The organism is Metabacillus litoralis, from assembly GCF_003667825.1.
In the GTDB taxonomy this organism is placed as follows: domain Bacteria; phylum Bacillota; class Bacilli; order Bacillales; family Bacillaceae; genus Metabacillus; species Metabacillus litoralis_B.
In genome coordinates, this window is record NZ_CP033043.1 from 1,760,641 (window position 1) to 1,785,342 (window position 24,702).

Sequence of the window (24,702 nt, forward strand, 5' to 3'; positions counted from 1 at the left end):
GGTTTGTTAGTAATTAAAAAACCTTTTATAAAAAATAGACAGTTTAGCTTTGTTGGCAATCTGTCCCACCAATTAATTGGATTGACAGATTGCTTAACCCTTTATGTTAAACCCAATTTTTATACATAAACGTTTTAAATAAATAAATTAAACTGTTGTAATTCTTTAATTCCAATTTCTTTTTAAGTGAAGTAGACATAACTTTTTTTCAAATGATGAATTAAAAATCAACGTAATAAGAAATATAAAAGTAAAAACAAAAAAGTGAGAATTCATATGAACACTAGTGAAATTGTTAAACAAATGACTCAAGTTTTTTCAAATTATGAACAAGCACACTCTCTACTAGTTGATATATGGTTTGAACTTATTTACCTAACTCCCATATGGTGGCTCGGGCTTTTATTAGGAATATTTCCTTGGTTAATTTGGTGGAAGGTACATAATAAGAATTATACTGGCGACCTTTTTCGAGCAGGTCTATTTATGGCTACTGTCTCCCTATTGCTTGATTCACTAGGTGTTCAATTAGGATTGTGGATTTATCCATACAATATCTTTCCCTTCATCCCTGGTTATTTCCCATGGGATCTTACTCTTTTACCAATTACAATGATGCTACTTATTGAAATAAAGCTAAATCTGAACCCTATATACAAAGGCACCATATATTCTGCTTTTTCTTCATTTATTGGTGAGCCACTAGCCATATTTTTCAAGCTATATGAACCTTTACACTGGAAGAATTATTATTCATTTCCCATTTACATATTATTATTTTTATTAACTAACCAAGTAGCAAAGAGTAAGTTATTTAATTCCCATATGTCTGAAAACTAATCCTCTGCCTATTCAAAAAAAGACATGTTGAATATGATGTTATTGTAATATCATCTTCATGTTCATGGTGATGAGTAACCTTGGAAAAGTGACTTATCACAGACTTTTTTCTCCTTCAGGGCTATTACTCGATCGATGAGTAATAGTTTTTATGTAGCATTTTAGGTCAATATCACAACAAATGCGCCTTGTAATTATTAAACAAAGGCGCTTTGATTGCTTAAGATCCAAAATTCACTAATAGCTATAGTGTTGTTTTGTAATAAATATTCATTTGGTTATTTTGAATTATCGAAGAGTGAACCCTATTCAGGTTGCTTTCCTTTGCTAAAATAATGTATATTTCTAGAATAAAAGTAATTAATAAAATTGATACAAAATTAGCCAATACATCGAATGACAGTTATATGTAACTGTTGAAACCCACGTAATATCATTTGTTATTTTCTCTTCAATAGGACGAAAATAATTTGAGTAAGAGAGACCTTCCATTTTATTTGGCCCAATCAAGAAATGAGCAGATTATCTATTATTGTGCTTTGAATAACAATTTTATAAATAGGTGATTTATTTCTAAAGAAGTATTCATCCCTCGTAACCCCTAATTACTTCATCTAGTAATTTGTCGAAATCATCCAAACTCCTATGGTATTCATAGATGATAAACATATTTTCCGCCACATATAAATTGTGAGAAATCATATTACACTTTACTATATTCCTTTTAAAACTTTTAATTGCCTCTTTGGTTAATAAATTACTTGGATATTTATTCATTCCACACCAAGTTTCATACTCCCTCTTTATTTTAATTTTATAGAAAGTTTATTTCCTTCTTTAATCTCTTTACCTTCACCTATACTTTGTGAAGTTACAAATCCATTTCCTTCATGTTGAATCTCTAACCCAGTTAAGCTACTTAGCTTCATAACATCAGAAAGGCTCCATCCAGTTATATCAGGCATTACCTTTTTACCTTCTGTCTTTATTAATACTTTTGAACCCTTTAACAACTCTGTTCCTTCAATTGGTTCTGTCTCTACTACCTTTTCTCCTTGACCAAGTATTATAGGTTCTAACCCTTTGCCTTTCAGGATGCTAACTGAATTTTTAACTGACTTTTCTTTATAGGATTCCATGATTGTTGGAGTTACTTCTTCACTGTTACTTTTGTTATTGACTACATCAGAAGTTGCGTTTAGCTTTTTAAGACCATAATCCATTACAGTATTGAATATGTCGGAAACAGCATTTGCACCTACTTGATCTGCCTTCAAATTTGGTTTTTCAACTGCAACATACATAATCAACCTAGGGTCTTCAGCAGGAGCCATTCCTAAAAATGAAAACATATAATTATTTCTCCCAACTTGATAACCCCCTTCTCCATCAGAAATTTGTGCAGTTCCTGTTTTACCAGCAACCTGAAAATCATTTAGCTGAAAGTAGGTTCCTGTACCATCAGTTACAACAGAGGTTAGTAATTCTCTTGTCTTCTTAGCTGTTTCAGCACTTACTGGTTTATTCAATACTTTTGGTTTGTTTTCTTCAAGGATTTTTCCTTTTTCATCCAAAATTTTCTTTATGACGTAAGGCTTCATCATCTTACCATCGTTTGCGATAGAAGAAGCTGCGGTAACTAATTGAATTGGAGTAAAAGTAGATCCTTGACCAAACGCTGTGGTAGCTTTTTCAATTGGACGATTATAAACGAATTTACCTAATCCTTCATTGCCCATATCTATTCCAGTTTTTTTATCAAATCCAAACTCCTGTAAGTAACGATAGAATCGATCAAAGCCTAATTTGTCTTTTGCTAGGATAGTAAATGCAACATTTGACGAAAGCTCAACACCCTTATCATATGTAATCATTCCCCAGCCCGTTTTATTGTGATCATGAATCAATTCTCCAGTAACTTCTATTGCTCCTGATTTATACTTCTCTTGACCATTATAAACCCCTTCATTAATAGCAGCTGCTAGTGTAAATATCTTCATTGTAGAGCCAGGTTCAAAGGAAGATGACAGGGCATAGTTCAAATAATTAACTTCATTTTGTTCATTGGGATAAATTGAGGGTCTATTACTTAGAGCTACTATCTCACCAGTTTTAGGATCCATCACAATCCCAATGATTTTTTCAGGATTGTATTCTTTAACAACTTGATTCATCGAGTCTTCTAGGATCGTCTGAATGTTCATATCCAATGTTGTATATATATTGTTTCCATTTTGAGGAGGCTTTGATTTTGATTCTTCCTGAGGCAAATCATAGCCAAATCCTATAAACCCATCAATCTTCTTTTTTATGTATCCATCTGTCCCTAATAACTCTTCTGAATATTCCTTTTCGATGCCTGATATACCTTTACCATCGAAATCAGTGATTCCTACAATGTGTGATGCAAAATCACCTAATGGGTAAGTTCTTCTAATATCTGGAGCAAAGATGATTCCTGGAAGATCGAGATTGCTAATTTCTTGCATTTGAGTAAATGTTATATTTCTGCCTATTTTTCCTAACTCAACTTGATATGCTTTACTATCACTTAATGATTTTTCAATAGCTTTAGAGTCAGTTTTTAATACTTTAGCCAACTTTGCTGCAGTATCTGGAATATCTTTTATATGGTTTGGATTTTCTTTGCTAAGTACACCTATCACTGTGTATACTTGTGAATCGACTGCAATTTTTTCACCATCGTTCGTAAGTATTTCTCCTTTTTTCCCTTCTAAAATACCTTCTTTTGTTATTCTAGTTTCCTTATTTTCTACAAGATTAACACCATCTACTGTTCCCGTTACCATAATAAACAGGAAGCGAAATAAGACTACTAAAAACAAAACGAAAAAAATTAATGATAGAAATACAGATCCCCGATTCATATTTACCGACTTTTTAAAATTCATCATATACCTCATTTTCATTGTCTAGCGAATAGTGAGTTTAGGAATATTTTAACATGTAAATTTTTTTACAGAAACCTTAGAGTTAAATGGATATTAAAAATCATTTTTTAATTGAGTTAATTTCATAATTATGACTCTTTAATCAAAAAACGAACATTTTTCTTCACTTTGAACATGTTAATAATCAACACACGGATAAAAACATTAATATATGTGAAATTCATACGTTTTTTGGTAACAAATGATACATTATGAAATTGATTCAATTGCCTCGAAAATAAAAAAGTGCTTTTCCTTTCTTTTAGGATAAGCACCTTTTGGTAGGTCATATGCTCATTGAAAAATTTGACTTGTAACAACAGCACTTTTATTGTTGAAGATCAATATTCTATTGCATAGTATCGTTGTACTGCGCATTAATGACTTTGTTTCTTCACTTGATTTTTTTCATTAATTTGCGACTAGCTAATGAACCATTTTTGGTTCTTTTATGCTAATCGATTTTTTGGGCGACAAAAATAATATTCCGATTCCTAGTATTAAGAGGATCATTCCGATCCAAGAAGTTATCGTTAAGCTTTCGCCCAATAGAAATACTCCTAATAATGCTGCGGTTAATGGTTCTGCTAACGAAAGTGTAACTGCAGTTGATGAATTAACCTTGGTAAGTCCTTTAGCAAAAAGAAAATAGGCTATCCCAGTTGCCAAAATTCCTAGTTGAAGACTTACACCTACACCTTGAAAACTCATAATCCAAGACATATCAAAAGTAAATAAAAACGGAGATAATAAAATTGCACTTATAGTAAAAACAACTGCTACAACTGATAATGAAGAATGTTTTTCAACCAATGACCTACTAATAAGAGCGTAACTAGCAAAGGATAACCCAGCCCCAAGAGCCATTACTATTCCAACAGGGTCTACAAAAACGGATTCTGTATTAACAAAGAGCAATAGGCAACCTAATATTGATAGGAAAGTAGAATACCACCAAACTTTAGATGGACGAATCTTTAAATAAATCCATTCTGTGAGACCTGAGAAGATAGGTGCACTCCCAATTGCAACTACTGTCCCAATAGCCACTCCAGTAATTGAAACTGCCGAGAAAAATAACGGCTGATACAAAGCCATACATAAAGATGCTATTAGCGTTGTCTTGATAGACCAACCTTTCAGGCTGAATTTCCCTACTATAAGAGCCATTAATAATAAAAAGAAACCTCCTACTGCTAAACGAGTAGCCCCAATCGCAATCGGATGAGCTGTTTCTGGCGCAAGTGCCTGCGTTGTACCTGTAGTTCCCCAAAGTATTGCAGCGAGTAATACTAAAAAAGTCGGCATTGTTCCTTTCATTTTTAGCTCACCTCCATAAAAAAAGATAAAAAGAATATTAAACTAATAATAGAAAATTCCTTAGAAATTTTCTTTACCAAGTTTAATATCCTTTTTATCCATTGTTAAGAATTCTATATTTTTGTGGAGATATTCCCTCCCGCTTCACAAACCACCTAGTAAACGATGAAGAATTCTCAAAACGTAATTCCTCACTAATCTCTGACATGGACCATTTTGTTGAAATTAATAAATGTTTCGCCTCTTTCAAACGAAGTTCAGAAATATATGCTTTTGGGCTTTTTCCAGTTTGTTTCTTAAACCATGCTGAATAATACACTGGATGAAAATGTTCTATTTTTGCTAATGTCTCTAATTTAATTTGCTCCTTATAATGATTGTGAATGTATTCAATAGAAGGTGGCTTGGAGGTTTGGAGTTTGTTAGTTACATATCTAGTTAAATTTATTAGGGAAGATAGGTTCTCTGGACTCTTTACCTCTTCGAGTAGTAAATAACGAATAGCATTCCATTGTTGATCCAACCGTATATACATGTCACTTGTATTCTCTGGCAAATAGTGTGTTGGAATATCTAAGATTAAGAATTCATTCCTGTCCTCAGAACGGTAGTTATGTTCTAACTTGGGAGGAATATAAAAACAATAATCGGATTTAAGGTTGACTTCTTGCCACTTCGTTTGGATATCTAAGGAGCCTCTTAATGGAAAAAGAAATTGTCCAAACTCATGATGATGAGTTGTAAACTCTCTAGTATAGGATCTTTTCTCACATAATACGTTCATTTTTAATTCCCACCTAAATGAATTCTCAAATTAAATTATATTATAATCCAATTAAAAGATGTTATAAAGATGTTGAAAAGGAAGTAGTAAGGTTCATTTTTAAAAGCCTTCTTCAGCAACTTTGTTTTAGCTAGCGTATTTACTTTTGATTGCGAAGGATTAACTTTATAGCAAGTTCTTATAATGAAATAAAAAATATATTTCCCTTAAAATCTGCTTAGTAATCTTTTTACTGCGTTAACTAGAAACTCTGGCTCATCATTTTGTATATAATGTGCAGAATTTTCAGCAATCACCAGCTCCCCATTTGTAGATATTTCAAGAATATCTCTCTGCATCTCATTCCATAATTCTTGTGACTTTGTTGAATAATGAGCTTTTTTACCAGCTGATAGAACGATTAATGGCACATTTATTTTTCTTTTTGATGTCTTTAACTGTTTTAAGCTTTCCATAAATTCATCGTAATTACCTTCATGAACAAATTGTTTGTTATATGCCTCTTGGAACTCGTTTGACATCGTTGGAAGAAATCTTTCTCTATAATCCTCAGGTGTAGAATCAACCAATATAAGTCCACAGACATCTTTGGGATATTCAGTTGCATACATTCTTGCGTTAACTCCACCAAATGAATGACCAACTAAGATAAAAGGGAGTTTGATCTTAGTTCCTTTAACTACTTCTCTTAATTCTTTAATCATTTCAATGCTCGTTCTTGGTTTAGAACTTGATTCACTTTTCCCTAGTCCTGCTCTATCATAAATTAAAACATCTGTAAGCAATGATAGATCAGAAATAACTGAATCCCACGTCTTTGAATAGTCACCATATCCAGCATCCATCACTATTGTGGGCTTTCCAGTATTTTCACCAACCAATTTAGCAAATAATTTAAAATCATTTATTTGTATAAACATTTTTTTTCTACCTCTCTTTTATTATTGAAGTCTAAAATTACTGACCCAAAAGTATTCTTTATATACAATAAGTGTAGCAACTATAGCTCCTAATAAATAGACAATTGATGCAATAAGGACAAATGATGGTTGAAACTTTTTTTCTTCTTTTTTGATCTTAATTCATGTTTCACCTTGTACTGAAATGTTTAATGAATCACTAATAAAGCCACCTGATGAATTTGTTAAAAGTGCAAATACAATACCGATTAACCCAACATAAAACTATAGCAAAGTTGTACTGCATCAACTCCTTTATATAGGTAAGATGCTTCTAAACATGTTCATCAAGAATAGCTGATAAAGAATTTTCGTTGAAACTTTCTTCCCACGTGGAATGGTCTAATAAATTCAATTGGTCCTCTTGAGTATGTATCTATCCAGGATTATTATTATATTCATCCGCACCAAGAACAATTTTATATCCTTTATCTGTTTTAAAAAACCTTTTAGAATAAATATAGAATATTAGCTTTATATATATATCCTTTTTTAAATGCAAATTAGCGCAATTCATTTTCATGAATTGCGCTTTGATTGCTGAAGAATCTTAATTAATGCATAAAAGCATTATTAGTAACACAATCAATTATCTATTTGGTTTATTTCTTATTGTTTTGTCCTTGCATTCGACTTAAAGGGAATTCCTACTAGAATTAACATAAAACCCAGAAAAGTTATAATTAGATATAAAAAAGGATAATACGTATTCCATATATCTGAGTAGAAGCCTGCTCCACCAAAGTACATAGGTGGAATAAGTTTAGTTTGCAATTTATTCTTGTTTTCATAATTAAAAGTATCTCTCGTTATCGTTCCTGTTTCTGAAATTGTATAAGATATATATTCTAATCTTTCTATAGAGAAAGTTGCTACGTTGTATGGAGAGGGATTTTTCTGAAGTATTATTACAAAAAATCTCTTGTTAGTATCTTTTTCCTCTACTAGCCAATAAGAAATATAATGGGTATATTGGTTTAAGCCACGTTCCTCTATTTTGACTGGATAGTATACTAAAGTTTCCGTTATTTCACCATTTATTAAGAGATATACATCAGCCTTTTTGATCACATCTCCCCACTCATTGGTTACCAATTCATCACTTTTTGATTCGTGAAAAACGTTAATTTGTGAATCGGCGAACTCATAAGTAGTTTTCGCACCCTTGTACATCTCATTTAGCTCAGAAATTTCATACCTACTTTTCATTTCCCAGTCATAAACCTTTTCCATCAACACTTTACTACTTGTTGGAATCGAGAGTATAAGTAAGATAATTCCAATTATCAAATTGGCCGTTTTAACAAGTGTCATAATGTCTCCCTTTGGATAATTCAACCTCATTATAGTAAAGAATTTAAATAATAACATCTCTAAAATAATAGATTATGAATGAATTTCTCGTTTACCTGTTAGTTTAATGGTTTCAAAAATGATTTTAAATAAATCTTTAATGGGAATCCCATCAAAATATCCCTTTTTTAAGTTAATATTTATATTATTAAATTAAAACCCATTCAAACAACACTCAACATTATGGCTATTTACATAAATAAAAACGCAAATGTTATTTACATAACGGGTTCGGTTTCCGAATACAAAAACTAAATTAGCAAACTAATAAGCAGTCCTATTCGCTACTGAATAAGACTGCTTATTTTTATTGATATTTAAGGGGTTTAATTAAATGGAAGGTAAATAGGCCCAGAAATCCGAACCACTTTTAATATGGTGACATAAGATTTTTCAGCATAACAATTCTCATGCTCATTGCTATTCCAAATGGTGTGCTAAAAATGATTTTAACTACCAGGGGGGTGGCTAATGGTCTGAGAGGAGGATAAATAAAGCAGATTATCCTTAATTGAGTAACCAATAGTATATAAATAAGAGGAGTTTTTCCGGCTAGAATGAAGAATGGAAATCAGTTTGGAGATATAAGCGGAATTTTTCCGGTTAAGCAATGTAAAATGGTCCATTTTCGTCTTTTTCGATTAAATAGGCGGAATCTTTCCGTCTATTTAATCTATTTTTCATGTTATTTCCTCAATAAGGGGAATTTCTTCGCTTATTTTAGTAGCTTATTTCCTTGCGATTCTTGAAGAGTTGGAAATTTGCTTAAACGGGTACTTATCTTTGTATAAAAATGCTTGGAGCATATTCCAAGCATTGTTCTTTGCTGATTTACTTGTCAAAATGCTTTTTAATCATAGCGCGAATTACTATACGAAAAGCAATGTTAATTTGTATTTTGTACTTCAAAACAGAACCTGTTATTAATTACACATTTGCGTTTTTATTGTTGAGGATGGTTATTGAATTAACACCCATATTGTTGAAAAACTAAAAATTTATCCTTGAATGTATCAGCTACTGGCTTACCTTTTGGAGTTTCATAACTAACAAGTTATAATTGGTAAAGCACATTTCTCTAGAAATGTGCTTCTTAAAAACTCCAGTTAATGATGAAAAGCACTGCAAATAACTTCTACCTTATTCATTAAATCTCATTTCCCCAGGTATGACGATTCTAAAAATATATTCTATTTCTTCTCCATCCTCTTTCTTAGCCTTTACCTCCATTTCCATTGTGCCAGCAGCATGAAGAAGATTTCCTGTTATTTTAAAGGTTCTATCATCCACTTTAAAGGCATTGTAGTTAACTTTATAGTTTGGTGGCATTGAAAGGGTTACTTCAACATTTTTGACCTTTTCTTCAAAGTCCATCGTTAATACATTTAATCCTGGATAAAGAGGTGTGAAATCTATGTCTAATTTAACCCCTTCTTTTTCCATTGATGTTGGATACACACCTTGTTCAGCAGCTCCAGGTGAAGAAACTAGTAGTAAAGAAGCAAATAGAACAATAAATACAGCATAAACTAATTCTATTTTAGCTCGTGTAATGATTGTATTAATTCCTTTTGTTATAAACCTTTTAATCGTTCTTCTTTGAAAGAAACCAATAATTAAAATAAATATAGTAGCAATTATCTTCACCACAACAGCCTTTCCCCATTCACTTTGGACAAAGCTCTCAGTAGAAAAAGAAGGTACATATTGATTAGTCATGTATAGACCAGTGCAAACAATGATGATTAGGCTCATTAATGCCCACTTAGAAAACGAAGGTAAAATTTCCTTTAATTTCTCCTTAAACTCAGATTTACGAGGTAAAGTTAGTATGGAAAATAACCCACCAATCCAAATGGATGCAGCTACTAGGTGTAACCCGTAAACAAGCATTGATAAATACCCACCATATCGAGGATATGCAGCATGACCAGTGAAAAAAGGTAATAGGAATAGTGCAAAACCATAAAGAAGTAGTCTAACCTTACTAAATACAAAACCTAGAACTAATAAGAAAATTTGTAATACTGGAATCCAAACATACTTTAGAGATAATAGTTGTGATAATGAGAGGTTTTCTAATTCTCCTTTTTGAAGAACAAAAATAATAAAAATACCTATTAAAACTAAGAGTAGTAATATAAATGAATAATAACGCCACTTTTTGGAATTAATACATTCTCTTAGAATCATTGAGTTAAAGAAGGCACTACCAAATAAAATAGATACTCCGATAAATACAAACCAATATCCGATTTGTTTTAAACCCATACTTTCAAACCAAAATGATTTGGTTGACACACCCTTCTCTTGCTGTTGAATAGGGGTAAACTCATCAACAGCAAAATAAAAAACATCAATTGTTTCCAATTGGAGCTTATTATCAAGATTCTTAGGATGCGCATACCATGTCACTTGGTATGTTCCTTTTGATAACCCTCCTTCTAACTTAACAATTACATGGTTGGGATCATTAGGATCTACAACAGGTGTTTCAGTGTTAATCGTTTGCTGTTGATCATCAAACACACCTATAGCTGTTACTTCTGTTGGTTGATTAAACCACAAATCGATCTGATATGGTGAACCTTCTACAATTTCTCCATCTTTTGGTGAGTACTTAACAATTTCTAAATCTTCTTTTTGTTGCCTAGTTTCTGATTCAACTATTTGAAATTTAAATTCTTCCTGAATAACATAACCGTCTAATGCAATCACATTTATTTTTGAAACATAATACCCTTCTTGAAGATCCTCAGTTAAATTACTTACGATATGTGTTTTATCTTTAGGATCAATCTCTAGATTTCCTAATTCTATTTGGTTTCCAGAAGCATCTAGTAGCTGTATAGAATCAGAATGTATAACAACTGGGTCCTGAAACCAGACTTCTATTGTTGAGGGACTTTTGGTAAGCTTCTCTCCTCCAGTTGGGTATGTTTTTTCCATGTTAGAGTGAGCAAACCCTGTTAATACTGGTAAAAAAACATGAATGATACCGATGACCATCGACCAAATAATAAATTTCCGAAAAAGCGACAATACCTTCTCCCCTTATTCTCTATATTTAAAACCTTCCATATGATAACTGGTACTAAACTCTGGATCCTTCTCCAAAATCAATCCAACTTTAACTATACTTGAAACTGTCGAAATAAGAAAAAAGACAACCAGACAGGTTGCCCTTACGATGTGAATCTATTCTCATTTTCAGTATCCTGAGAAATAGAAACCACACTGTTCTTATGTTTAGACAATTGAATCTCATTAATAAGTTTCAAATTTTGTTCTTGCAAATTATGCACCTGTAATTGTAAAGACTTCATTTGTTCATTTTTTATGTTTTCTTGTTTAGAATGACAATCTTTTTTACCGCCTGTAAAGATCCCCTTCATGCAGAATAACATCATTAAAGGACATAATAAGTACAGTAACCATTCCATTATTTTTATCCCCTTTTTATAAATTAGGTAAAAGGACCTTAATTTTTAATGTGATGTTTCTTTTACTTCACTATCACTATCACTAGATTCCATAAATTCTCCACATGCCTTCATCATTTTTTGCCCTTCAGGAGAATTCATTGCTTCCATCATCTTCGTCATTCCATTGCCGTTCATCATATTCATCATGCTGTCCGGTTTTTCTGCATAAGTAAACTGCCCAGCTACAAGAAATATAGCTAATGCAAAAGATGAAACAAATACAATCTTCTTTTTCATCAATATTACCTCCCTTTTTGTTTATTCTATGAAATTATATTTAATAAGTTTGAAGAAAGTATGGAGAAAACAGCTTCTGCCCCTTTATTCCTTCGATAATAAAAATTTTAAAATAGTAAGAGCATTATTTGCTTTAGTTTTAAAGGGTTTCATATAATATGTAAAATAAACCCTAATCGCAAAAACAATTACATATTAATGATCCCCTCCTTTTCTAAGGCACTTCAACTACAAATGGAACCGTCACAATTTCGCCCTTATGATTAAACTGTCCCCAAACCTTATATATACCGCGTTCAGAGAATACCGTCATAAATTTAGCTACTGGTCCACTTGTTTCTTTATTCATAGGATGACTGTGAACATATTGTTCACCATCTTCACTCACGATCACAACATGCCCGATTGCACCTAAGTATGGCTTTAAATCGTTTATAGACTCTCCCGTTTTATCATCCTGTAGTGTGAAGGTCATCGTCATGTCTTTATTTGACTGGATTTGTCCACCGAAAGACAATGATATCCTTCTGCCATCAATAACTTTTGTTAATGTTTCATCAACTATTACTGCTTCTTTTTTACTCTTTCCATCAATATCAATCCATTTTGTGACAGTGGACGTTTCTTGTCCGCTTGGAACAACATCAGCTATTAGTTTGTAACGTCCACCTTTTGGAAAATTGGTACTCACCTTAAACATTCCATTCCCATTAAATTGTGGATGAAGATGTTGGAAAATAGATAAATCTTCACTAACAATAATTAAATGCATTAACTTTTCGTGTTCAATATCAAATTTATCAACCGGTTCTCCTGATGAGTCTTTAATATTAATTTGTAACGTTTGCTTACTGCCAACAGTAGGTTCATTATCAAATTCCCAAGAAACATCTAATGGATCTTCATCTTTGCTGTTACTTCCATGTTCAGTATGCTCCCATGAGAATGTTGACTTTCTGTTTGGGATTGAGATGTTTGAATATTCATCGTAGAGCCTATCCCTTTCTCAGCAATTTTCTCCCAACTTTCACCGCCATTTTGAGTAATATAGATATCCTTTTCAAAAGTTGTAAAGAGAATTTGTTGTTCATTCTGTGGATTCACTCCAATATAACCTATTGCATTTTCGCCTGTTAACGATGGGATAGAAAGTTTTGTTTGTCCATTTGTTTCAATATCAAACTTTGAAATGGTAAAGGTGCTAGAAACAATTCCAGCAAACAACTCTCCTTCTAATGAAAATGATACTGCTGTTGTTGGAGAATCAGAAATTCCCTCAAACGTTTGTCCATAGTCTTTTGAAATAAATATCCCCTCATTTGTACCCAAAGCAACAATTGCATCATCAGTTGGGTGTACGGCTAAAGATGATATCTTCCCATCGAGACCTTCCATTTCACTCTTCGTCCAGGTTCTCGTATCATCTGTGGAGTAATATAGTCCAGTATCATCCATTCTTGAATTTGCTTGTGGATTTATAACATAAATTGCGTGTGATTTATAGCCAACAGCCATTCCATGAAAATCAATTTCCCCATATAAGTCTAGCATCTCTAGACTTTTACCCATATCAGTTGTTTTAATCACACCAAATGGATTTTTTAAATTAGAACCTTCACCTGGATGTCCACTACTATAAAAACCGTCATCTACCATAGAGAATCCCATATAGTCATGTTTTTCCCCCTCTGCGTTACTCCACATGCCGTCTTTAAAGACTTTTAAGCCATCATGAGCAGGTACATAAACTTCATCCCCATTATCAGTGATACCTAAACCATGGATATGCATAAACTCTACCTGACCATCTTTTCCTCCATCATTTACTATCTTAAACGAAGCTGTAGCAATTAAGACTAATAAGGATACTAAAGAAACCCACTGGCTGACCTTCAACCATCTGTTTAACTTATCTCTTTTTATTCTTCCTTCTTGTTTTTTTACATTTACTGTCTTTAAACGACTCTTAACTGTCAATAATACAATTACCCCTACAATTAATAAGACTGTTGATATAAAGATTCCATAGGTCAAAAAGGTATTAGTCATAACCTCTTGTTTATGTTCCTCCTCAGTCCCATGAGCAAATACATCGACCGGAATTGATAATATAAAAAGAATTAACATTGTAAATAATGACTTTAACTTCATATTTTATCTCCTCTTTTTTATATAAAATAAGTAAAATACACCAACCAAAATGATAGGGACTCCCATCCATAAACAAATTTGTACAAAGGTTTTAAAATAAACAGCTATTCCCTGCTCAAACATTAAGGAACCAGACATCGTTAAACAGATGAGTCCAGCTGCAATTAGACCAATAGATAAAACAACTTCAATCCTTCTCACTGAACATCTCCCCTATTAATTGGGAATGTCAGCTCAAAACATGTCCCTTTTCTCACTTTACTTTTCACTGTTATAGCCCCACCTTGAAGTTCAACAAGTTGCTTAACGATGGCTAAACCTAGACCTGTCCCTCCGAAATCTCTTGATCGAGATTTCTCAACACGATAAAATCTCTCAAATAAAAATGGAACATCGTCTTCTGGAATACCAATTCCTGTATCTTCAACAGCCAAAATTATGCTATTTAATTCTTTAGAAAGCTTTACACTTATCGTACCTTTTTCAGTATAACGGATAGAATTTTCAATCAAATTTAAAACAATTTGTTCCATTCTTAAACCATCAGCATAGATACTCGGAATATTAGTCAATCTGTTAAAATCTATTTGTAATCCTTTTTCTTTAGCTTTTATTGTCGTCTTTATAAGTGCATTTTCTACCACTTCGACCAAATCTACTGATTCAAAATGTAAATCAATCTTTCCTTCCTCCATTTTAGATAACTCGAATAAATCAGCAACTAATTTTGACAATCTACTAGCTTCTTGTTGGATAATTTGAAGGTATTGCTCCTTTTCTTCATCAGATTGATATAGATTATTTTCCAATGCATTTGCATACCCCTCTAAATAAGTAATTGGGGTTCGCAACTCATGTGATATGTTTGCAAAAAATTCCCTTCTATTTGAGCGGTAACGCTGTAATTCTAATGCTAAATCATTTATAGCAGCTGCAAGTGAACCAACTTCATCTTTTGTTCCTTTTGAAACTCTCGTATTTAAATCACCTTTTGCGATTTTTCGAGTTGCTTTCTCCATTTCTAAGAGTGGATTTGATAATTTTCGTGATAAGATAAAAATAAATCCCAACGCTAAGAAAATAGCTCCTATTCCTGCTAAAGTTACTGATTTTTCTATCATATCTACCGACTGATACATGTCCTCGATTGAAGCTAACACATAGATCCCACCGATGATCACACGATCAGTATAAATTGGCTTTCCAACACTTAAATAACGTCTATTGTTTATTTCATCATAATACTCTTTTTGAGTAGCCTTATTTATAGAAAGTAAGTCAAACTCCTTTGAATTAATTTTTTCCCCTTTTGGCAAACTTGGAATTCCTGAATTTGCTACTACTACTCCTTCTTTATTCACAATGATAATCTCTTGGCCAGTTAAAGTTGCCAATTGTTCAAACATGTTAAGATGTTGACGATCTAATGTATTTATAGATTCGGCATATCGACTAGAAAGGTCATCAATTTGCTCTTGTACTTTGCTAAAATAAAAACCAGAAAATATCTGATTCATAATGAAACCGAGTGGAAGCAAAATGGCTAATACAAGAAGTAAGATACTTGCACCTAATTTGACAACAATGCTGTGCCACTTCATTGTCCCTCATCCGGAGCTTGAAACTTATAGCCCTTTCCCCAAACTGTTTTAATTGGATTAAACGAAAGATCGCTTTTCCGAAACTTTTCCCTTACATTTTTCACATGTGAATCAACTGTTCGAATATCTAATACATCATGAATACCCCAAATATGATCCATAAGCATATCTCGTGTAAAGACTGTGTTAGGGTTTAAAACCAGAAGCTGAATAAGGTCGAATTCTTTTGGTGTTAAATCTAAAACATGATTTTTTATATAAACTTGTCTTCCTTGTTGATCTATTTTCAAATCAGAAATTTCAATGAATCCTTCAGGATTTACGTGAGAATCGGAAGACATCATTGAGCGTCTAATAAGAGCTTTAGATCTTACTATTAACTCTTCTGAATTAAAAGGCTTAACAAGGTAATCATCTGCTCCAACGTTAAACCCTTGAACCTTATCCTTTATATCTCCACGGGCTGTCAACATAAGGACGGGAACTTGACTAGTATCTCTTATTTTCTTACAAACCTCCCATCCATCCATTTCCGGCATCATTAAATCTAATATTACTAAGTCAAATTTATCCGTTTTAAGAAAACGAAAAGCTTCTTCTCCACCAGTAGCTTCTTTCACTTCAAATTGGGGAGACAGATGAATTTTGAGTAAATTCCTCATATTCCACTCATCATCGATCACTAAGACTTTTTCCCTATTCTCCACTATTTCACATCCCTATATCTGTTTTAATTGGAATAATATCTTTTGACCTTTCTTTCTTTGCCCATTTAAAGAAAATATAGCCAATCATTGTTCCATATACGATTTCCTGCACCATTTTCATAATAATTCCACCAGTTCTTTGATCTTCTAATGGAGGAAGAATTGAAAAAAGTTGTGGTGCTTCTGAATATACAGGATAAAATGTTTGTTCTGAAAAAATAATAAGAGCACAAGCTGGAGTTAGTAGAACGCCCGCTCCAAAGATATACCCAACTTTCTGAACCTCTGTTAATTTATCTAATTCCCTAACCATGGGTATAAGTGGAATCCACATAAAGAAAGCAGTAACAGTCAAAATAGCATGTGTTAAGTTATGCAGAATATTATTTGAAACGACTAGATTAAATATGAAAGGAATATGATAAAAAGAAAACAATACATTAAACAATAATAAGGGAATCAAGGGATACTTTAAAAATCTTATTATTTTGTACCTCAATCCAAAAGCGAAAATTGGCTCAACAAAATGTTTAGGTAAACCTAACAAAAGTAAAGGCGGTAATGCTATATAAACTAGAGATTGCTCTAGCATGTGAGCACTAAACAAATAATGATCTCCTAATAAGTGTAATGGACTGCCCATTGCTAGATAAAAAATGAGTACAGCTGAAAAGAAAAAGCTAAACTTTTTAAGAAAGTCTTGTTCTTTTTTAAATAAATAGATATAAGCTACTAAAAAAATAACTAAAGCCCCAAATAATATGATGTTCCACTGATCAAAAATAGTTTTCGTACTGTTTTGTTCGTCGATGCCATTATGAGCTAAAACACTTTTAATGGGATTTAATATAGAAAATAATAGTACTCCAATTAATACATTAATTTGCTTCATTTCTTTCCCTCTTCTATACCATAACCCTATATTGTCCAGTAGGTAACAGTATCTAGTATTCCTAATACGACCAAGATCACACCAGAAGCTCTCTGAATATATAACCCAACCTTTCTTCCCTTCCTGATCACTGCACCACTAGCTCCGTAATACCAAATTAAGAACATAGCTAGGAATAATGGCAAAGATGTACCAATTGCAAATAGACTAGGCAAAACAACCCCATATGATGTAGAAAATACTATTGGCATTAATGTAACAAAAAATAAAACAAACATGGTTGGACAGAAACCAAGTGAAAAGCTAATTCCCATTAAAAAGGAACCCATTTTTCCCTTTTGAAAAAACCTCTTTGGCAATTCCAATAGCGTTAATGTCCCTTTCACCTTAATAATACCAAGCATAAACATACCGACTATTATAAACATTGGACCAATAACTTTTCTAAACCACGGAAAATATAATGTTAGTTGAGACTCAAATCCCCTTCCCAAAAACCAAACCAGAATCCCCAAACCAGTAAACACGACAATTTTCCCTAAAGTAAAAAAGAGAACATCGACCCATGCTAATTCTTTTTGGAGTGATTTATTCCCATAAAGAGTAATTGCCCCGATGTTTCCTGTAAACTGACATGGCGCCATTGCACCAACAATCCCAAGTAAAAAAGCGAATAGGATTGGAATGCTTTCAAAGCTCCTTGCGAGGTTTAAAAAGGGGTGAGTCATAACATTACTTATTTGATTGAAAAATTCATACATCAACGCGCACCTCTACTTTGTTTAATTGGTTGTTAATTCTATAGCAAGTGAATGAAGGAAATATGGAGATAAAAAATAATATCTGCCTGGTTATCCAGAGCATATGTTGACTCAAAAAACGAATACACTATCTAAACATAAAAAGGCATTGCTCGTGACCTATGTGATGACGTTTTAAATGAGACGTAATTTTTCTTTTTCCGTGAAAAGAAAAAAGCGACTTGCCCAGGGATTATAATCATGGCAACTAGAGCAAAACTTATTAAAATAAGAAATCAACTCATTCTTATTAGTCTGTGTATGATAAATAGCTATTCTATTTATTTCGCTTGTAATCGTCCTGTAATTCTTGGACCTCCACTTGAACTAATTCCCTCAATATTTATGGCACCTCTTTGTCTCTTCAGTTATATTGAATTTGCATTGGAATTAAAGTGCCGTGAAAAGGTACTGTGATTCATATCCATTTTCTAAATTTATCTAAAACGTTTTTTCGAGATTATTAATTTTAAAACAAATATTTGAAGAAAATATGGAGATTATTTTTATTTATTAAAAATAAGGTCTACCGAATAGCAGACCTTATTGATCAAATTATATTTGATGAAATACCATTTGGTTTCCACCGACGAAAAATAATTGGTTACAAGGGAAACTTTATGTCACTGAAATACTCTAAAACAGAAAGAATGGATATGATGTTCATAAAGAAAATAATTCAGATCCATTAATAATCTCATTACTAGAAATTAACGTTGTTTCATATATCGTTTTATTATTCTTTTTCATAAAAGATTGAACAACCTCATAACCTACTGCATAACCAGCTCCAAAAGATAGACCTACTGGTTTATATCCTTCATGTTTGGCAATCTCATCACCAAACATGTAACTACTTACTTCAGAAAATCCTTTTATGTTTAGAGCCTCTCCAATAACATAGATTGAATACTCTAAATCATCCCTTTCAATACTAGTCACCCAAGGTCCCAGCTGTTCTGTACCATACAGCTCTTTTGCGAACGAATCTGCTAATCCTTCTATGACAATATAATCTCCTACTGTTACATTTCCATGATCCCAATCAAAATAAGAAAAACGAATATTGTGATGAAACTCATGAGCAATAACAGCAGGTATTTTAGATAAATTATAATCATTTGGATAAATATTCACAGTAATAAATCCAGGAATACCACCAAATCCCGTATATCCTTGTTGAAGTTTTAACTTATCTGGATTTGCGACATACATACCAAATTTTATTTCATCGGCGTTCACTTTCAAACCTGCCTTATTAGCTTTTTCTATACACGTTTTGATAGTATTTTCTGCTACCACATAGGCGTTATTTTCTTTTAAAAGGGAAAGACCCAGTTGAATTTGTTTATCGTTAGAAATATCTGCATAACCTAACATTTTCGTAGCCATTAATACGTCATAACCATTTTCTTGTTTTGCTTTAATAGGAACATTTATTAAATTCCACATGTCCTTAAACGGCGACATCATATTATAACGAAAATAATCTCTTCTTTCTTCTATATCTGATATTGAAAGTAATTCCTCATATTGTTCGAATGTATTAATAAATTTATATGTATTGTACATTCAACATACACCTCCATATTACAAGGCTAAAGTATTACTCTACGTTAATGTCAAATGAATCTTGTATGTGTTTCAAAAAACATTATGGCCTTTTAACTGAAAAAGCGTCTTCTATTCATTCAAGAAAGGCACTTCGTTTGTGGAAGATATCATATAGACAAATCACGTGTTAATTTAACAAAGTAATTAATGATTCCTTGTAACTAGATCAAAAGGAACCTCCCTCAATAAAGTTAATTTTTCTTAGAAATACTCATTCATTCTCAATATTTCATATTACCAAATAGCTGACGCACCAAGATTACAGGATATTATTTGAATTTATACAAATGATTTACAGGGTGGGGGCCATCCTATCAATCCAAACTGGATTAGTTTGGAAAATAAGTGTATAACCGTGCTAAGAAATCTCCACATAAATCACGGTCGCTAACCCTCCCATATCTCTCAGGATTGTAATCCATACTTTCCTTCGTCCTGCGTATCCATGAGGTGGAGGTTGGAAATGCTCCTTAGCTGGGTCAATTGCCCGAATGGAAAAAATATGCTCCAACTCTGCACTATTGGTGTTTGTAGAGAAATAATGTGTACTTATAGTGTTTTTCTAAAAGCTTTAAGCAGCCTGTAATAAATGTTTTTTAGGTAATCCACTTACTAGTTTAGATCCATCAAACTCACATTGTTTTTGTCCAATGACAAACAACACACGTAGTAGCTTACAACACAAGGCAATGAGTGACTGTTGCTTTTTTAACGGCTTTTCAGACCGTGTTGTATAGTATTGATGCAAGGCCTTAAACGTTGGATTATGGGCGACTAGTGGACGAATAGCCAAATATAAGGCTCGTCGTAGACGGCTTCGCCCTCTCTTGGTTATCCGAGTTTGACCTTTAAATTTACCTGAGCTGTGTTCTCGTAATGAGAGCCCAGCTAAATTAACTAGCTGTTGGGGGTGACTGTACTTTGTAATGTCACCTACTTCTGAGAAGAATAAAGCGATTGTGGTAGACCCCAATCCTGATATCTCCATCATTTGTTTAGCTCCCGGAAGTGTTTCCACTAGAGCTTCAAGCTCCGTATCTAATTGTTCTACCTGTTGTTTATATAACTTATACTGGTCAAGTAGATAATCTAATTCTCGCTTGGCAAACTGAATACCAATTTGTATCCCAATACTCTTTCGAGCAGCTTCTACTAGCTTCGTTGCTCGCTTAATTCCCACTCCTCGTTGAACATATGGCTTCCACTTCATCAACACCTCTTCCGGTGATAGTTCTTTAATTTGAGAAGGAAACGGAAACAATCGCAACGTACAAAAGGCTGCTTTTCCTTCCCAGTCTCCAAACACATCAAAGAATTCAGGAAAATAGCGTTGAATATGGTTTTGGATGCGTCCTTCTGTTGTCATCAGTTGTTTAGTAAGCTGATCTCGTAATTTGACGCCTTCTCTTAATTCGGCATAAACACCATCTAAGAGGTTTGGTACAGAGTATCGGCCATCCTTAATCAACTGTGCAATGACACGGGCATCCTTAGTATCATTTTTAGTAGGGGAATTGTCGTCAAGCTCTTTACTTTTCTTAACGTGCATAGGGTTTACGACGACGAAATCGTATCCTTTAGCTACTAAAAAATAAGCTAGACTAAACCAGTAATGACCAGTAGGTTCTACGCCAAGAATGACGTGATCCTTTGCATTTTCCTTCCGAAGAGCTTCTGCCCAATTCACTAGTTTTTGAAAGCCATGCATTCGATTTTCAAAGATCAAGCGTTTCCCGAACTCGATGCCTCGGTCATCTTGAGCACGTGCAACGTGTTTGTCTTTGGCAATATCAATGCCAACAATAAGAGTTGAAGGTGTAATTTGAGAGATTTTGTGATTTTGTGTATAATTCATTTTGAGTCCTCCTTGGTTACTTAATTAAGGGTCCTTAGTGCTGATCAGCTGCGGACACCTCGTACTATACCAAGAGGGCTCTTTTTGTTTCAATCCTCAAATTTCTTCATTACAGGAATGGCTCCTTACTATTAGTAAGATTAGCTATTTTATCATTAGATCATGCTCAGTAGCTCTTAATATATTTTTATCTTTTTCTATTTTCAAATGTAAGTATTAGAATAAATAACTAGTATATGAGCTACACCTTTTTGATGTAGATTTTTATATAACAAATTTATACAAACATAAGTACTTGAAGTTCAACAATTAATCAGTTATACTGATTATCAGTTATACATATTATATAAGGAGGTAAATATTACATTTGGAGAAATGGAATCAATCTTATGGTTTTTTGCTTGGAAAAGTTCTTCAGCAAATGGAAACTAACTTTGCTGAAGGACTTGTACCATATGCAATTAACGCTAGACAATATGGGGTACTTTTATTTATTAATGCGAATCCTTATTCATCACAAAAGGATATTTCTGAAAACCTACAAATTGATCGGACAACAATGGTAAGTCATATCGATCACTTAGAAACTTTGGGGTATGTAGAAAGGACAAGGAATCCTAACGATAGAAGGTCCTATAGTCTTTTGATTACACCTAATGGGAATGAAGTATTAGATTCACGCTGGGACTTTCTAATCAATACGGAATTAGATGTACTAGCCCCTTTAAGCGATCAAGAAAGACAATTGCTGAAGGAGCTTCTTGTTAAAATTTGGAGTTCACTTTAAAACTGGAGGTATCTTATTTATGAACGCACTTGATTATTTTAATGCACGCTTAGAAGCAACTATTAGCCCCATGGATTATTTGAGATTGTCACAGGTCGACCCAGAAAAATACTTTTTAATTGATGTAAGAAATGGACCTGAACATGTAAGAAGCCTAACAATTAAGGATGCTAATATCATTCCCCAACAGGAGTTGTCGGATCATTTACATGAAATTCCGAAAGATAAAGAAATTATTGTATATTGTTGGGATGTCTGGTGTAACACAGCAGCCAAAGTAGCATCTTTTCTATTAGAACATGGCTATAAAGTAAAAGAGTTGACTGGAGGTATCGCGGCTTGGAAAGAAATGAATTTCCCTGTCTCAGATTCTTCTAAAAATGCTAATCTTTCTTCTGATAGTTGCGGGTGCTGACTCTTATGCAGAATAACAGGTATTGGATTGGGGTTGCTTCACGTGACCATGTAATAAATGCAGTGCAAGGTCGGTTTACTCAACTTTGTCATGGCAAACAAGCACCTTTGAAAAAGTTGAGTACTGGTGATTGGATTATTTAATACTCGCCTAAAATTATACTCAAAGATACCTAGTAAATAATTAACGGCGTTATTAGACCTAAGGCATCCTTATATCATATATTAAATCATATGAGTGGAGAAAAAGTTGTTGACTTAGTCGGTTATTTGTTTCCCATCGTTATACCTTTTCTAATATTAACTTGTATTATGGGTTTTACTAGGAAATGTTTAAAAAGAAAGGTTAGGGGTTAGGAAACTACTATGTGTTCAATAAACAAATGATTTATACAAAGCGCTTATCTTGAGGTTGAAGAATAAGCGCTTAACTCATGTAAGCCCATTGTAGTGGAACACTGGTAGAAAATAATCAATATTTTTATGGAAAATGCTTTAATTGATTAATTAAAAGCTTGTTTTGCTTAGTTTATAAAAGTTATTAGTATAAGTAGTTGTTTAAATACCCTTCCCACCCATTGTTCTTAGGGTACTTATTCTGTCCATACCAGTAATAATTGGTTTGGCACGCTTTATTAAAGTTTTTGTAGCTTCAAGAGTTAGAGATGCCTGATGGGCTTTTTCATTACTCCACACCTCATAAACATAAACAGAATTAGGTTCACCTTCCGAAATATTCACAAGATATATCTCGCATTCTTCAAGATTTTTCATTGATTCTGCTGCTTCCAATAAAATACCTACCATTGTGTCTCGTTCGCCTTCTTGTACCTCAAACTTACCAAACAAACTGAATTTACTCATTTATAGTCCTCCCTAGTTTTGTGACCTGTTAATTGGTTCTACATCCCGCCTCTGTTATCCTGTTATTTCCATTAAATAAACCATAAAGGTTCTTTTACTTTCCTGCCAGGTAGTTTAAGTAAAGCCTTCACAAACATCTTTCCATTTCTAAGTGATTTTCCCCAATCTGACATTTTAACAGAAGTAAGCACCTTTCCTTAATTCAAGAAAGGTGCTTTTATATTGTTGAAGTTTTATTACTCCAGAGTAAGTGGAATTTCAAAATAATAGTTCTAGTACTTCACTAACTGCCCGATGTTATTTTAACAATCGTTGTTAGTTTTAAAAAAAAGAAAAACGAACATTCTTAATTTATATAACGTGCCTGTTTAATTTCGATATTTTTAATATAATTTACAAAAAATTAGTTGGATTTATATTTGTAAGTTTTCTTCAATCTTTACAATTTCAGATATTGACTCATTATATTCTATTTCTGTAAAAATACTGTATTTCTTTAGATTATTATAAAATTCTTTAGCTGCAACAATTAAATGAAACAAGTATTCATTACTGTTAACTATTCCTGAGTAGTATATATCGGCAGGATCATATTCATTAAAGATTTCCCACTTTAAGTTTCCTATTTCATCTTGTTTTGTTAATCTTAGAATATTAGGGTCAATTCCTAATAATACTTCGCTAATCTCTCTCTCTTGATACTCAATTACAGCATCAATTATATCCTCCCATAAGTTTAATCCCTTAAAGTTATGGTCTAACAGTATATTATTATTGAATTCGATATTAATACAAATTTCTAGATGCTTTGAATCAATTAGATCCTCTTCTATCAACTTTTTCACTTCAGATTCTTGATTAAAAGATATATAGCACACTTCTGGAAATCCCACTAAATATTCCTCAAAATTTCTCCCTAGTTTTTGGTCAATAATGTTTCTTGGTATGACTAAATAGGTTTTAATATTATTCATTTTTCACCACCTAAATAATTTTCGTCTACACCATCTTTTTTTCTAAATCCATTTTCAATTCAGTTTGGCTGCCACTATTACTTGTTCCAGAAAAACGCTTTGATTGTTGAGGAT

22 protein-coding genes and 2 pseudogenes are annotated in these 24,702 nt (G+C 32.9%); 4 read left to right on the forward strand and 20 right to left on the reverse strand.

Annotation, left to right across the window (positions count from 1 at the left end; all coding sequences use genetic code 11):
• Positions 1-276 precede the first annotated feature (276 nt).
• Positions 277-840 (forward strand): CBO0543 family protein, encoded by a 564-nt coding sequence (locus D9842_RS08470; RefSeq protein ID WP_121662151.1) that lies wholly within the window; start codon positions 277-279, stop codon positions 838-840.
• Positions 841-1,643: 803 nt separating this feature from the next.
• On the opposite strand, the gene D9842_RS08480 is transcribed toward D9842_RS08470, so the two are convergent.
• From D9842_RS08480 to D9842_RS08570, 18 genes and pseudogenes are all read right to left on the reverse strand, one after another.
• Positions 1,644-3,752, reverse strand: coding sequence for a penicillin-binding protein (locus tag D9842_RS08480; RefSeq protein WP_162987368.1), 2,109 nt, complete (start codon positions 3,750-3,752; stop codon positions 1,644-1,646).
• A 465-nt stretch (positions 3,753-4,217) separates the two neighbouring features.
• Positions 4,218-5,111, reverse strand: coding sequence for an EamA family transporter (locus D9842_RS08485; protein WP_121662154.1), 894 nt, complete (start codon positions 5,109-5,111; stop codon positions 4,218-4,220).
• Between the two features lie 94 nt (positions 5,112-5,205).
• Entirely contained in the window at positions 5,206-5,895 is a 690-nt protein-coding gene (locus tag D9842_RS08490) for a helix-turn-helix domain-containing protein (RefSeq protein ID WP_121662155.1), read from the reverse strand.
• Between the two features lie 206 nt (positions 5,896-6,101).
• Positions 6,102-6,815 (reverse strand): alpha/beta fold hydrolase, encoded by a 714-nt coding sequence (locus tag D9842_RS08495; RefSeq protein WP_121662156.1) that lies wholly within the window; start codon positions 6,813-6,815, stop codon positions 6,102-6,104.
• 316 nt (positions 6,816-7,131) lie between these two features.
• Positions 7,132-7,314: pseudogene (locus D9842_RS26540) on the reverse strand (class I SAM-dependent methyltransferase); the annotation flags it as partial.
• A gap of 149 nt (positions 7,315-7,463) precedes the next feature.
• On the reverse strand, positions 7,464-8,168 hold the full coding sequence (locus D9842_RS08505) for a hypothetical protein (RefSeq protein WP_121662157.1): 705 nt from the start codon (positions 8,166-8,168) through the stop codon (positions 7,464-7,466).
• 1,179 nt (positions 8,169-9,347) lie between these two features.
• Entirely contained in the window at positions 9,348-11,249 is a 1,902-nt protein-coding gene (locus tag D9842_RS08510) for a copper resistance CopC/CopD family protein (protein WP_121662158.1), read from the reverse strand.
• Positions 11,250-11,392: 143 nt separating this feature from the next.
• A complete protein-coding gene (locus tag D9842_RS08515) occupies positions 11,393-11,650 on the reverse strand; it encodes a DUF2933 domain-containing protein (RefSeq protein ID WP_121662159.1) in 258 nt (85 codons plus the stop codon).
• 45 nt (positions 11,651-11,695) lie between these two features.
• The gene (locus D9842_RS08520; RefSeq protein ID WP_232273378.1) at positions 11,696-11,929 is read right to left on the reverse strand and encodes a hypothetical protein; all 234 of its coding nucleotides are present in this window, start codon (positions 11,927-11,929) and stop codon (positions 11,696-11,698) included.
• Positions 11,930-12,143: 214 nt separating this feature from the next.
• A complete protein-coding gene (locus D9842_RS08525) occupies positions 12,144-12,701 on the reverse strand; it encodes a hypothetical protein (protein ID WP_121662161.1) in 558 nt (185 codons plus the stop codon).
• A 119-nt stretch (positions 12,702-12,820) separates the two neighbouring features.
• Positions 12,821-14,080: a F510_1955 family glycosylhydrolase gene (locus tag D9842_RS08530; protein ID WP_121662162.1), complete on the reverse strand. Its 1,260-nt coding sequence runs from the start codon at positions 14,078-14,080 to the stop codon at positions 12,821-12,823.
• Between the two features lie 3 nt (positions 14,081-14,083).
• Complete coding sequence (locus D9842_RS08535) at positions 14,084-14,281, reverse strand: hypothetical protein (RefSeq protein ID WP_121662163.1); 198 nt, start codon at positions 14,279-14,281, stop codon at positions 14,084-14,086.
• Positions 14,278-15,681 carry a sensor histidine kinase gene (locus tag D9842_RS08540; RefSeq protein WP_121662164.1) on the reverse strand — a complete coding sequence of 468 codons (1,404 nt, stop codon included), beginning with the start codon at positions 15,679-15,681 and terminating at the stop codon, positions 14,278-14,280. The genes D9842_RS08535 and D9842_RS08540 overlap by 4 nt, the downstream gene beginning before the upstream one ends.
• Positions 15,678-16,388, reverse strand: coding sequence for a response regulator transcription factor (locus tag D9842_RS08545; protein ID WP_306821515.1), 711 nt, complete (start codon positions 16,386-16,388; stop codon positions 15,678-15,680). The genes D9842_RS08540 and D9842_RS08545 overlap by 4 nt, the downstream gene beginning before the upstream one ends.
• 4 nt (positions 16,389-16,392) lie before the next feature.
• The gene (locus D9842_RS08550; RefSeq protein WP_121662166.1) at positions 16,393-17,280 is read right to left on the reverse strand and encodes a cytochrome c oxidase assembly protein; all 888 of its coding nucleotides are present in this window, start codon (positions 17,278-17,280) and stop codon (positions 16,393-16,395) included.
• A gap of 26 nt (positions 17,281-17,306) precedes the next feature.
• Complete coding sequence (locus D9842_RS08555; RefSeq protein ID WP_121662167.1) at positions 17,307-18,041, reverse strand: urease accessory protein UreH domain-containing protein; 735 nt, start codon at positions 18,039-18,041, stop codon at positions 17,307-17,309.
• Positions 18,042-18,743: 702 nt separating this feature from the next.
• Positions 18,744-19,652 (reverse strand): DUF2268 domain-containing putative Zn-dependent protease, encoded by a 909-nt coding sequence (locus D9842_RS08565; protein WP_121662169.1) that lies wholly within the window; start codon positions 19,650-19,652, stop codon positions 18,744-18,746.
• 613 nt (positions 19,653-20,265) lie between these two features.
• A complete protein-coding gene (locus D9842_RS08570; RefSeq protein ID WP_121662104.1) occupies positions 20,266-21,549 on the reverse strand; it encodes an IS110 family RNA-guided transposase in 1,284 nt (427 codons plus the stop codon).
• Between the two features lie 367 nt (positions 21,550-21,916).
• Here D9842_RS08570 and D9842_RS08575 point away from each other — a divergent pair, with 367 nt between their 5' ends.
• The 3 genes and pseudogenes from D9842_RS08575 to D9842_RS08585 form a co-directional block, all read left to right on the forward strand.
• Complete coding sequence (locus D9842_RS08575; protein ID WP_121662170.1) at positions 21,917-22,336, forward strand: MarR family winged helix-turn-helix transcriptional regulator; 420 nt, start codon at positions 21,917-21,919, stop codon at positions 22,334-22,336.
• A 19-nt stretch (positions 22,337-22,355) separates the two neighbouring features.
• Positions 22,356-22,751, forward strand: coding sequence for a rhodanese-like domain-containing protein (locus tag D9842_RS08580; protein WP_121664997.1), 396 nt, complete (start codon positions 22,356-22,358; stop codon positions 22,749-22,751).
• A gap of 5 nt (positions 22,752-22,756) precedes the next feature.
• Positions 22,757-22,891: pseudogene (locus tag D9842_RS08585) on the forward strand (EVE domain-containing protein); the annotation flags it as partial.
• 417 nt (positions 22,892-23,308) lie between these two features.
• On the opposite strand, the gene D9842_RS08590 reads toward D9842_RS08585, so the two are convergent.
• Positions 23,309-23,614 carry a putative quinol monooxygenase gene (locus D9842_RS08590; RefSeq protein ID WP_121662171.1) on the reverse strand — a complete coding sequence of 102 codons (306 nt, stop codon included), beginning with the start codon at positions 23,612-23,614 and terminating at the stop codon, positions 23,309-23,311.
• 413 nt (positions 23,615-24,027) lie between these two features.
• A complete protein-coding gene (locus tag D9842_RS08595) occupies positions 24,028-24,588 on the reverse strand; it encodes a hypothetical protein (protein WP_121662172.1) in 561 nt (186 codons plus the stop codon).
• Between the last annotated feature and the right edge of the window lie 114 nt (positions 24,589-24,702).